The sequence below is a fragment of the Planktothrix sp. FACHB-1355 genome, from assembly GCF_014748295.1.
GTDB classification, from domain to species: Bacteria; Cyanobacteriota; Cyanobacteriia; order Cyanobacteriales; family Aerosakkonemataceae; genus Aerosakkonema; species Aerosakkonema funiforme_A.
On the sequence record NZ_JACJUP010000149.1, the window covers coordinates 1 to 9,119 of the forward strand.

General features: G+C 40.6%; 18 protein-coding genes. 14 read left to right on the forward strand and 4 right to left on the reverse strand.

Annotated features, from left to right (window positions below; genetic code table 11):
• Window positions 1-55 precede the first annotated feature (55 nt).
• The 13 genes from rpmI to H6S82_RS09425 all read left to right on the forward strand — a co-directional run bounded on the left by rpmI (window position 56) and on the right by H6S82_RS09425 (window position 5,334).
• Window positions 56-253, forward strand: coding sequence for a 50S ribosomal protein L35 (rpmI, locus tag H6S82_RS09365; protein WP_190471876.1), 198 nt, complete (start codon window positions 56-58; stop codon window positions 251-253).
• Between the two features lie 92 nt (window positions 254-345).
• Entirely contained in the window at window positions 346-699 is a 354-nt protein-coding gene (gene rplT / locus H6S82_RS09370) for a 50S ribosomal protein L20 (protein ID WP_190471831.1), read from the forward strand.
• Between the two features lie 37 nt (window positions 700-736).
• Window positions 737-1,534, forward strand: coding sequence for a transporter substrate-binding domain-containing protein (locus H6S82_RS09375; protein ID WP_322111988.1), 798 nt, complete (start codon window positions 737-739; stop codon window positions 1,532-1,534).
• 108 nt (window positions 1,535-1,642) lie between these two features.
• Window positions 1,643-2,173 carry a tetratricopeptide repeat protein gene (locus tag H6S82_RS09380; protein WP_190471826.1) on the forward strand — a complete coding sequence of 177 codons (531 nt, stop codon included), beginning with the start codon at window positions 1,643-1,645 and terminating at the stop codon, window positions 2,171-2,173.
• Window positions 2,174-2,402: 229 nt separating this feature from the next.
• Complete coding sequence (locus H6S82_RS09385; RefSeq protein ID WP_190471822.1) at window positions 2,403-2,633, forward strand: hypothetical protein; 231 nt, start codon at window positions 2,403-2,405, stop codon at window positions 2,631-2,633.
• Window positions 2,608-2,892, forward strand: a complete 285-nt coding sequence (locus H6S82_RS33930) for a type II toxin-antitoxin system RelE/ParE family toxin (RefSeq protein WP_190471819.1) — start codon at window positions 2,608-2,610, stop codon at window positions 2,890-2,892. Before H6S82_RS09385 ends, H6S82_RS33930 begins: the two co-directional genes overlap by 26 nt.
• Before the next feature lie 59 nt (window positions 2,893-2,951).
• Window positions 2,952-3,188 carry a DUF2283 domain-containing protein gene (locus H6S82_RS09395; RefSeq protein ID WP_190471816.1) on the forward strand — a complete coding sequence of 79 codons (237 nt, stop codon included), beginning with the start codon at window positions 2,952-2,954 and terminating at the stop codon, window positions 3,186-3,188.
• 130 nt (window positions 3,189-3,318) lie between these two features.
• Window positions 3,319-3,582, forward strand: a complete 264-nt coding sequence (locus H6S82_RS09400; RefSeq protein WP_190471814.1) for a hypothetical protein — start codon at window positions 3,319-3,321, stop codon at window positions 3,580-3,582.
• The gene (locus H6S82_RS09405) at window positions 3,582-3,956 is read left to right on the forward strand and encodes a type II toxin-antitoxin system VapC family toxin (RefSeq protein WP_190471812.1); all 375 of its coding nucleotides are present in this window, start codon (window positions 3,582-3,584) and stop codon (window positions 3,954-3,956) included. The genes H6S82_RS09400 and H6S82_RS09405 overlap by 1 nt, the downstream gene beginning before the upstream one ends.
• The gene (locus H6S82_RS09410) at window positions 3,940-4,086 is read left to right on the forward strand and encodes a hypothetical protein (RefSeq protein ID WP_190471799.1); all 147 of its coding nucleotides are present in this window, start codon (window positions 3,940-3,942) and stop codon (window positions 4,084-4,086) included. Before H6S82_RS09405 ends, H6S82_RS09410 begins: the two co-directional genes overlap by 17 nt.
• 63 nt (window positions 4,087-4,149) lie before the next feature.
• Window positions 4,150-4,362: a hypothetical protein gene (locus H6S82_RS09415; protein ID WP_190471798.1), complete on the forward strand. Its 213-nt coding sequence runs from the start codon at window positions 4,150-4,152 to the stop codon at window positions 4,360-4,362.
• 38 nt (window positions 4,363-4,400) lie between these two features.
• Window positions 4,401-4,865: a hypothetical protein gene (locus H6S82_RS09420; RefSeq protein ID WP_190471796.1), complete on the forward strand. Its 465-nt coding sequence runs from the start codon at window positions 4,401-4,403 to the stop codon at window positions 4,863-4,865.
• 1 nt (window position 4,866) lies between these two features.
• Window positions 4,867-5,334 carry a hypothetical protein gene (locus tag H6S82_RS09425; RefSeq protein WP_190471795.1) on the forward strand — a complete coding sequence of 156 codons (468 nt, stop codon included), beginning with the start codon at window positions 4,867-4,869 and terminating at the stop codon, window positions 5,332-5,334.
• 143 nt (window positions 5,335-5,477) lie between these two features.
• Here H6S82_RS09425 and H6S82_RS09430 read toward each other — a convergent pair whose 3' ends face one another.
• The 4 genes from H6S82_RS09430 to H6S82_RS09445 form a co-directional block, all read right to left on the reverse strand.
• Complete coding sequence (locus tag H6S82_RS09430) at window positions 5,478-5,879, reverse strand: hypothetical protein (protein WP_190471792.1); 402 nt, start codon at window positions 5,877-5,879, stop codon at window positions 5,478-5,480.
• A gap of 22 nt (window positions 5,880-5,901) precedes the next feature.
• Window positions 5,902-6,102: a hypothetical protein gene (locus H6S82_RS09435; RefSeq protein WP_190471791.1), complete on the reverse strand. Its 201-nt coding sequence runs from the start codon at window positions 6,100-6,102 to the stop codon at window positions 5,902-5,904.
• Between the two features lie 70 nt (window positions 6,103-6,172).
• A complete protein-coding gene (locus tag H6S82_RS09440; RefSeq protein WP_190471789.1) occupies window positions 6,173-6,520 on the reverse strand; it encodes a hypothetical protein in 348 nt (115 codons plus the stop codon).
• A 3-nt stretch (window positions 6,521-6,523) separates the two neighbouring features.
• A complete protein-coding gene (locus H6S82_RS09445; protein ID WP_190471787.1) occupies window positions 6,524-7,423 on the reverse strand; it encodes an AAA family ATPase in 900 nt (299 codons plus the stop codon).
• A gap of 193 nt (window positions 7,424-7,616) precedes the next feature.
• On the opposite strand from H6S82_RS09445, the gene H6S82_RS09450 reads away from it, so the two are divergent.
• Entirely contained in the window at window positions 7,617-8,999 is a 1,383-nt protein-coding gene (locus H6S82_RS09450; RefSeq protein WP_190471786.1) for an AAA family ATPase, read from the forward strand.
• The last annotated feature ends 120 nt before the right edge of the window (window positions 9,000-9,119 follow it).

Below are 9,119 nucleotides of genomic sequence, written 5' to 3' on the forward strand. Positions count from 1 at the left end.
ATTACAGATAAAGCTTATGGTAGCATAATAGATCGTGTCCGAGAAAGGTCAGCCCATGCCAAAAGTCAAAACTCGCAAATCGGCGGCAAAGCGGTTCAGAGCAACCGGAAGCGGCAAAATCATGCGCCGCCACTCTTTTAAGAACCACTTGCTACAGCACAAAAGCGCCAAGCGGAAACGTCATCTATCTAACCCAGCAGTTGTGGACGAAAGAGACGAAGAAAACGTGCGCCTGATGCTCCCCTATCTCTAGGGACTCCTGGCGGTGCGTTACGCTGCACTAAGTTTGCCTAATGCACCTACACAAGTAATCCAAAATCTAAAATCCTCTCATCCAAAATCGATATGACAAGAGTAAAACGCGGTAACGTTGCTCGCAAACGTCGCAAGAAAGTTCTCAAACTGGCGAAAGGATTTCGCGGTTCCCACTCCACGCTGTTTCGCACAGCCAATCAACAAGTAATGAAGGCGTTGCGGAATTCCTATCGCGATCGCAAAAAACGCAAGCGCGATTTCCGCCGTCTCTGGATCACCCGCATCAACGCCGCCGCGCATCTGCACGGCGTCAGCTACAGCCAACTGATGGGCAACCTCAAAAAAGCCAACATCGAACTCAATCGCAAAATGCTCGCCCAACTCGCCATCCTCGATCCGGAGAGTTTCGGCAAAGTTGTCGAATTGGCTTCCAAAGCTAAATAAAAGTCAAAAGTCAAAAGTCAAAAGTCAAAAAAAAGGATTGAAAAATCTGCTCTTTGTTTTGCCTTTTTACCTAGTTCCCTGGCTGTGCCTGGGAACACTTTTGCCTTTTGCCAGCAATGCCGCCGAACTCAAAGAAATTCAGGAACGGGGCTACTTAATTGTTGGTGTAAAAGATAACTTGCGTCCTATGGGTTTTCGGGATGCGACAGGCAACCTGCAAGGGTTAGAAATTGACTTGGCACGAGGTTTGGCAGCAGAATTGTTGGGGCGTTCCGATGCCGTCAAGTTCGAGCCAGTGGCAAATCGCGATCGCCTTGACGTTGTGTTGCGGGGCAAAGTCGATCTTACCATTGCCAGAGTTACGGCCACCGAACCCCGCGCCCGCTTAGTTAACTTTAGCCCACCCTACTATTTTGATGGCATCGCCTTGGTGACAAAAGATGCCACAGTGCAACAGCTCGATGATATTCGGCAAGCGAAAATTGCCGTTCTGTTCGGTTCCAGCACCATCCCCAAACTGCGGTATCAGTTACCCGCCGCCCAGCTCGTCGGTGTGGCATCCTATGAAGAAGCGCGATCGCTCCTCGAAGCTGGCGGCGCAGTTGCCTTTGCCGCCGATGTCAGCATCCTCACCGGTTGGGTACAGGAATATCCCCAATATCGCTTAGTACCAACCCTGCTTTCCGCCGAACCCCTAGCTGTAGTAATGCCCAAGGGATTGCAGTACGATGAATTGCGGCGGCGGGTCAATCGGGCGATCGATCGCTGGAGATCCGACGGTTGGTTACAGCAACGAGCTATCTATTGGGGACTGCCTTGGGATACCTTAAAATAAAGTTTTGAGATGTGAGGAATGTGTTTTGAGTTTTCTACAAAACCAAAAATTCCCACTCAGCACTCAGCATTCAACACCCAACACTGAAAATTCCCGCTTTAAAAACCTATGCAAAGCCAGCTTCCCATTGTTTATATCTCTATATTGCTCGTACTGCTATCTGGAACCGCTTGGTTGATTTTTCAGCAAGTCTTCAAAACTCGCAAAGTTGAAACCACACTTACACGCCTGCAAAACAAGCTGAAAAACGAGAAAGGCACTGCTCAAGAGTATTACGAATTGGGCAGCATTTATCTCGATAAAAAGCTGTTCTCTCAGTCCGTCCAAGTCTTCCAAAGGGCACTTAAAGCCGCCGAAGAGGAAGCACCCCAAAATACTGCCCTCATTTACAACGGATTGGGCTTTGCCTACTTTGCTCAAGAGCAATACGACGCGGCAATTCGCAACTACAAAGAAGCCCTAAAACTCCAACCAAATTATCCCACTGCACTCAACAATTTAGGTCATGCCTACGAGAAAAAGAAGTTAACCGCACAAGCACTGCAAACTTACGACGAAGCTTTGAAGTACGAACCCAACAATTCCACTGCTAAGCGCCGCGCCGAATCCCTGCGTAAGCGACTCGTCCCATCCACTTAAAAAAGTAGGGTGGGCAATGCCCACCAAGCTAGTTTCGATCTGTTCGAGAAACCCGGTTTTTCTAAAAAAACCGGGTTTCTTGCTTAGAAAGCGGATGTTGTTAATCGTGTTAGATTTACCCAGCCAAGTTTAATTGCAATCGATCTTAACTACCTGTAACTAATATCGGTATAGTCTCCCAGAGATATTTGCAGCTACAATATTTTATAGATGATGTCGTTGAGTAACTATGAATACTACAGAAATTCGTCAGCAAGCAAAGGAATATGTAGAGCAACTGTCGCCAGAAAGACTCCTTGTGGCTGTTGACTTTTTAGCTTATTTAGTAGAGCGTGAAAGTAATGAAGCCACGGAAGAATTATTGCAAATTCCTGGTTTTCAAGAAGCTTTTGCCAAAGCCAAAAAAAATATAGCAGCAGGTAAGGTGATTCCCGTTGACCAACTCAAACGAAAATACTGATTTATATACAGTCGCAATCAGTTCTGACGCACAGGAGTTTTTTGAAGCAGCATCGGCTCAATTGCAACGTAAGTTAGATCGATGCTTCGAGATGCTGAAAATTAATCCTCGCAATCATCCAAATATTAAGCCACTTAAAGGTGATTTAGCTGGATATTATAGATATCGAGTTGGAGATTACCGGGTAGTTTATGCAATTAATGATGAACAACAAGTGGTAGTTGTAGCTATTATTGCTCATCGCCGTGAGGTTTATTAATGCGAGTTTTAAGTTTTAAACAGTAAACGTTTATTATTTCAACTAGAAGGAAGAAAACTATGAATATCCACTACGATCCAGAAGTTGATGCACTCTATATAGAGTTACTGCCATTAGCGCCGGGGACAGCCGAAAATCGAGAACTGACAGAAGATATTATTGCTGATTACAGTGCTGATGGCAAACTAGCTGGATTAGAAATCCTTGATGCTTCGCAAGTTTTGGGTGAACAACTACAAGAAATAATTGTCGAGGATGCTTCAGTTGGTGTAATCCATCGACTTGCTCTTTTATAAAGATAAGTAGAATATGTGCGATCGCATTCTGGGAAAGACGGAAGTGCGATCGCTCCGGTAGATATAGCTGGACATAGAAGATCGCTTATAGTAGAATATCTATTATAACTAACAAAACATTCAACTATTTATGCTAAAAACATTTGAGGCTGTACTGAAAGGAAACATTTTAGAGTGGGCTAACGAAGCTCCAAAAGAAAGCGAGCGCCCGGTCAAAGTTTACGTTACTTTATTAGAAGAAGATTCAAGCTTAAGCGCCGATATACGCCGTCAAAAAGTCGTTGAAATTTTACAAAAAATTGCCGATACTAATGCTTTTGCTAGTGTTAACGATCCAGCGGAATGGCAGCGAGATTTGCGCCAAGATCGTCCACTTGCGAGTAGGGATGAATAATGTTAATTGATAGCAATATTATTATCTATGCTTCGCAGGCAGAATACCCGCATATTAGGCAGTTTATCGGCGAAAATGACATAGCAGTATCAGCATTAAGTTACGTTGAAGTCCTTGGCTACCACCGGCTAACTGAAGAGTCTAGGCTATACTTTGAGGAATTTTTTCGCATTGTGGAGGTTCTCCCTATTTCACAAGCTGTACTCGCTCGATCGGTGACACTAAGACAGATGAGGAGAATGACACTTGGGGATGCTATTATTGCAGCAACAGCTTTGGTATATGATAGGACGTTGGTGACAAGAAACACAGGGGATTTTGAATGGATTGGCGATCTTACACTGTTTAACCCGTTTGATGGTGAAGAAACTTGAGATGGCGATCGCTTTTGGCAGAAATATGGAAGTGTGCGATCGCATTTTGGGGGAAAGATGGGAGTGCGATCGCATTCTGAGAAAGACGGAAGTGCGATCGCTTTTGGCTATAAGGTTTCCGGTTCAGTAGTTAATGACAGTAAAAATGCTATTCTAGATATTAGACCTAAATTTTAGGGGACACTTTAAAACTATGAGTAGTTCTTTGACACCTTTTTTAAAGCACAGAGGAAAAACAGAAGCAGAACAATTACAAAAGAATCTGGCGGCAATGAAACTTCTGAAAGGCTGGATAGAAGAAGAAGTTACGGAAGAAGAATCAAAGCAAAGAGAAAGCTACTTTGAATATTTCAAAGAAATTATGGATAATGCGCGAATCTCAGGACATAAACTTTACAGTAAATAATGATTGTTTTTTTAGATACGGGCTAATTTGTAAATCAGATGAATACTATCACAATTGCCATTTCAGATGAGCGTTTGCACAAGCTACAAAAAGTCGCCGCTGACCTCAATGTATCGATAGAAGATTTGCTCTTAATAAGCTTGGATAACTTGCTCGCACAGAGAGAAGTTTCTCCCCCAAATATCAGCAAAAATGCCGAACTTGACCCAGAAATAGTAGATAAGTTTTATGCCCTTGCTAAGCAATGGGAAAATGAAGTTGCTGGAATGTCCTCTACTGCCCAAATGTCTCAGCATCCTTATTATCAGGAAATTATTAGTATGGGAACCAAAATCGTGCCCCTGTTGCTGTCAGAACTGAAAAAAAATCCGCTTTACTGGTTAGCAGCGTTGAGTGCAATTACAGGCGAAAATCCTATCAAGCCAGAACAAAGAGGAAGAGTCAAGCAGATGGCATCAGCTTGGATAGAGTGGGGTAGAAACCAAGGCTACGCGATCGAATAAAATGTATAGAAGACCTGAACTTGAAATTAAATGGCCTAATTTGTCTCGCACTGATTATCAAGTTACCAGTCCAAAGTCAGAGGAATATAACTGTTTTGCATGGGCTGTAGAAGAGGACGATCGCTGGTGGCAACCTATACCGGGAGAGCAATTTTATTGGCCTGATGGCGTTCCTCAAGAAGAGACTCTAGAAGCTTATATTCAAGCTTATCAAACGCTAGGATATGAACCAGATGATAATGAAATATTAGAAACTGGATATCAGAAAATAGCTATATATGTTGACTCTAATGGTATTCCAACTCATGCAGCCAGACAATTACCTAATGGGAAGTGGACAAGTAAACTTGGCTGGTTGGAAGATATCGAACACGAACTTGATGGATTAACAGGGGATCGGTACGGAGTTGTCGGTCAAATTCTCAAACGTCCGATCGAGTTTAGTTCTGCTAATACTATTGATGAGTAGTTGAGTTTTTAGGTGCGATCGCATTTTGGGGGTAAGATGGAAATGTGCGATCTCGCATTTGGGTAAGATGGAAATGTGCGATCGCATTTGGGGTATGATGGAAATGTGCGATCGCTATATTTTACATGAAAGTAAAGATTACATCAATTATCAGGCTTCAAACTTAATTCAACGCGCCCCTTACTTTTCATTTCATCTAGAATATTAGCCGGAATATTTATCACGCGCTTTACTTTAGCACTCACAGTATTGACAAAGCTTTTTTCTCCTTTTTGGCTATAGGTTTTAATTTCAATCAATTCTTGTTTGTCATCAAGAATTAGACGGCTTCCTAACACAGAATATCCATCTTGTTCAATTCTTCTGTGAATGCCTTTAATATCCTCCTCCAGTAAATCAAAATTTAAAGTTTCCCTCTGGATACTATTAAATGTGTCAATATCAGCAACATTTTCCTGCAATGCTTGTGATATCTTTTCACCCGCATTTTTTACGGTATCGAATATTTTCCAAAACTTGTGCCCTAAACTTTCTGATTCTGACATATTAATCTTCTCCATAATTATTTTACAGGATTTTATGTTTTTCTTTTTTGAGTAGACATTCTAGTTCTTTTTGAGGAATATCATTATCTGAAATGGAAACTTCTTCAAACTTTGGTGGAAGTGCTTTTCTTGCTCTTCTTTCAAGTTCCCATAGCACATCTTGAGGAATGTCTTCTCTCGCTATCTCTATCCCATATGTTACATATCTTTTTTGATCTGACATATTAATCCTACCAAAATAATCAAAAAAATCTTGATCCTTGACGTAAGGTAAGCTACCTCTCTCTAGGGTTTTAAGTAGATGCTCGCCCTAACTCCAACTTTGATTTGTACTCAAGTTGCTTGTTTAAGTCTTCAGGAATATCACCCTGATAAATTTCTTTTTTATCTGATAGAAGACTGGTAACTTTGGTATAGATATTTCTAGAAAACATTTCAACTTTCTTGTAATAGCGTTTGCCCTCTCTAACTAAGTAAACAATAGCATCTGAAGTCACCTCAATAGCTCGGTTTATCCGAGCTAGTAGATATCCTATTACACGGGTAGCCCAGGCTCTGAGTTCATCCCAAAAGTAACCAACAGTAGCACCAGCTAAAAAACTACCTATAATAATCGTCCAAGTTATAGGATCGATAGGCATGATTTATTCCTCCTTTAAATCTGAAGTGTTTTCTTCCTCTATCACAACTGCTTCCGCTAAATTAATTTTTTGGTGACGCAGTTTGATAGTTTTATATTTATTGATTTCCTCATTGATGACTGTCTCATCAATAGCCTTTGTTTTGCCTACTAGCAATTTCAGTCCCAGTTTAATCGTGATATTTCTAATATCACCACCACATAAACCCTCGCTGATTTCCGCTGCCCTCTCGTAACTGATGTTTCGGGGAACATTTTTAGATAAATGGAATTCCCACAATTGAATTCTCATTTCCCGATCAGGTACAGGAAACTCTACATTAAATATGATCCTCCTTAAAAAAGCCGCATCATAGTTTTCAAATAAGTTAGTGGCAAAAATTATCACACCATTAAATTTATCCATCAGTGTTAATAGTGTGCTTTTGGCAGAGTTTACACCATGATCGGCTGCTTGCGATAAGTTAGAAATCCTTTTACTTAAAACTGCATCAGCTTCATCAAAAAATAATAAACTCTTATTCTCCTCGGCTAGTTTGAAAACTTTTGATAAATTTTTGGATGTACCACCTACCAATTCGGATTCTAACTCACCATAGTTGACTTTGATGATATTAGTTCCTAATTTTTGGGCAATGGCTTCAGCTGTAATGCTTTTACCAGTACCTGGTGGGCCAAAAAAGTTGATACTTAAACCGTTACCTGTCTTGAGAAAACGATTAAACTCCCATTCATACAATAACTTTTCTCGATTTTTTACATAAGCAATCATTTCTTCAATTTGCTCAAATGTACTTTTTGACAAGGCTATTTCACCTAATGTCCATTGAGGCGTTTCGAGCAAACTACTTGGCTCATCTTTGGTACTAGGGTCTTTTTTATCTTTGACTATTTCAAATTTCATGTTTGATGTTTATTTGGCTTGCTTGTGCCGCAACATAGCGGCTTTATACCAGTAAACAATCCGATCCTAAACAAGCGATCGCTACTTTACCGTATGAAAAGTACGGCATTTCGTCACCCAGTCAAAGTATGAAAAGTACGAAAGGTACGAAAACTATGGTATAATAAGGTTCAATTTAGTATTTATTGGGTGTATGGATATTGCGGAAATCTTAGAACTGGCAAATAATCTAATCTTTTCCAAAACCGGAAAACATTTAGATCGTTTGCAAAAAACTGTATTAAAAGGTACTATCCAAGGTCAAACCTACTCAGAAATTGCTAAGGATAATGGTTTTAGTGAAAGTCATGTTAAAAATGTCGGACATGAATTATGGAATCTTCTCTCCTCAGTATTAGGTGAAAAAGTTACTAAAGCTAATTTTAAAAGTATATTCAAAAACATAAGAAGCAAAAATTTTTCCCAGATAGATTCAAAAGGTTGCCAAAATAATCCAACAATTAATAATATTAATATTTTTACAGATAAACATCGATCGTCCTCCTCTCCCCAAAACCCCCAAAAAACCCCAACTCAACCCCACATCGACTTAGGCGACGCGCCGGAAATCTTCAGTTTCTACGATCGCACTACCGAACTCGCTACCCTGGTAAACTGGATAATATGCGATCGCACTCGTCTTATCGCACTTCTCGGAATCAGCGGAATTGGCAAAACTACCCTTTCATTACGACTAATAGAACAAATCAAAACCAATTTCGATTACATTATTTATCGCAGTCTTCGCTTTTCCCCAACACTCAACGCAACACTCACCAATCTGCTGCAAATCTTCCCCCACGAAGCAGACATTCCCCAGAACATCGAAACGCAAATATCCCAACTCCTCAACTATCTACGCCAGCATCGCTGTTTAATTATATTCGATGACCTACAAATGCTTTTTGCTAGCGGACAACTCGCGGGTCAATATCAAACTGGATATGAAGATTATCAGTTATTTTTTAAATTAATTGCCGAAGTCAATCACAACAGTTGTTTGTTACTCAATAGTTGGGAGAAACCTAGAGAAATTGCCAAGTTAGAAAAAGCTAATAATTACGTGCGGACATTCGTCTTAGGCAGTTTGGGATTAGCAGCAAAAGAAATACTGAAAGAGCGTAAATTATCAGATGAAGAAACTTGGGAAACATTGATTGATATCTACCAAGGCAATCCTCTCTGGTTAGAATTGACCGCCAGCGCGATCGAAGAGATATTTGCAGGTAGTGTTTCTGATTTCCTGCAATGCGATGCGCCAATATTGGATGAATCTTTACAAGCGCAACTAGACCAACAATTTCAGCGTTTAACACAGCAGGAAATAGCAGTAATAACTCAGTTGGCTAAGGAAAGTCAACCGGTTGTTTTACCGGATATTTTAAAGATAGGAGAATTATCGGTATCGGATTTAGTGAATGTAATGCGATCGCTAGGAAGGCGGTTATTAATCGAGGGGAAAGAGGAGGGCAAAACAACTTTTTTCAGCTTGAATAGCGTGATAAAAGAGTATGTTAAAACTCGGTATATGAGATAACTTAGAAATCAAACTAATCCCATAAAATGCGTTTCTTCATTTCCGTCACAAAATATCGAAATATACAACAAAAAAACCAGTTTCCCATACGCGATCGCGAATACAGCACCATGCGATCGA

What these genes read in the sequence shown, in the direction of transcription:
- rpmI (WP_190471876.1), top strand. Translation starts at nt 56, where the DNA reads ATGCCAAAAGTCAAAACTCGCAAATCGGCGGCAAAGCGGTTCAGAGCA.
- rplT (WP_190471831.1), top strand. Translation starts at nt 346, where the DNA reads ATGACAAGAGTAAAACGCGGTAACGTTGCTCGCAAACGTCGCAAGAAA.
- H6S82_RS09380 (WP_190471826.1), top strand. Translation starts at nt 1,643, where the DNA reads ATGCAAAGCCAGCTTCCCATTGTTTATATCTCTATATTGCTCGTACTG.
- H6S82_RS09385 (WP_190471822.1), top strand. Translation starts at nt 2,403, where the DNA reads ATGAATACTACAGAAATTCGTCAGCAAGCAAAGGAATATGTAGAGCAA.
- H6S82_RS09395 (WP_190471816.1), top strand. Translation starts at nt 2,952, where the DNA reads ATGAATATCCACTACGATCCAGAAGTTGATGCACTCTATATAGAGTTA.
- H6S82_RS09400 (WP_190471814.1), top strand. Translation starts at nt 3,319, where the DNA reads ATGCTAAAAACATTTGAGGCTGTACTGAAAGGAAACATTTTAGAGTGG.
- H6S82_RS09405 (WP_190471812.1), top strand. Translation starts at nt 3,582, where the DNA reads ATGTTAATTGATAGCAATATTATTATCTATGCTTCGCAGGCAGAATAC.
- H6S82_RS09410 (WP_190471799.1), top strand. Translation starts at nt 3,940, where the DNA reads ATGGTGAAGAAACTTGAGATGGCGATCGCTTTTGGCAGAAATATGGAA.
- H6S82_RS09415 (WP_190471798.1), top strand. Translation starts at nt 4,150, where the DNA reads ATGAGTAGTTCTTTGACACCTTTTTTAAAGCACAGAGGAAAAACAGAA.
- H6S82_RS09420 (WP_190471796.1), top strand. Translation starts at nt 4,401, where the DNA reads ATGAATACTATCACAATTGCCATTTCAGATGAGCGTTTGCACAAGCTA.
- H6S82_RS09425 (WP_190471795.1), top strand. Translation starts at nt 4,867, where the DNA reads ATGTATAGAAGACCTGAACTTGAAATTAAATGGCCTAATTTGTCTCGC.
- H6S82_RS09430 (WP_190471792.1), bottom strand. Translation starts at nt 5,879, where the DNA reads ATGTCAGAATCAGAAAGTTTAGGGCACAAGTTTTGGAAAATATTCGAT.
- H6S82_RS09435 (WP_190471791.1), bottom strand. Translation starts at nt 6,102, where the DNA reads ATGTCAGATCAAAAAAGATATGTAACATATGGGATAGAGATAGCGAGA.
- H6S82_RS09440 (WP_190471789.1), bottom strand. Translation starts at nt 6,520, where the DNA reads ATGCCTATCGATCCTATAACTTGGACGATTATTATAGGTAGTTTTTTA.
- H6S82_RS09445 (WP_190471787.1), bottom strand. Translation starts at nt 7,423, where the DNA reads ATGAAATTTGAAATAGTCAAAGATAAAAAAGACCCTAGTACCAAAGAT.
- H6S82_RS09450 (WP_190471786.1), top strand. Translation starts at nt 7,617, where the DNA reads ATGGATATTGCGGAAATCTTAGAACTGGCAAATAATCTAATCTTTTCC.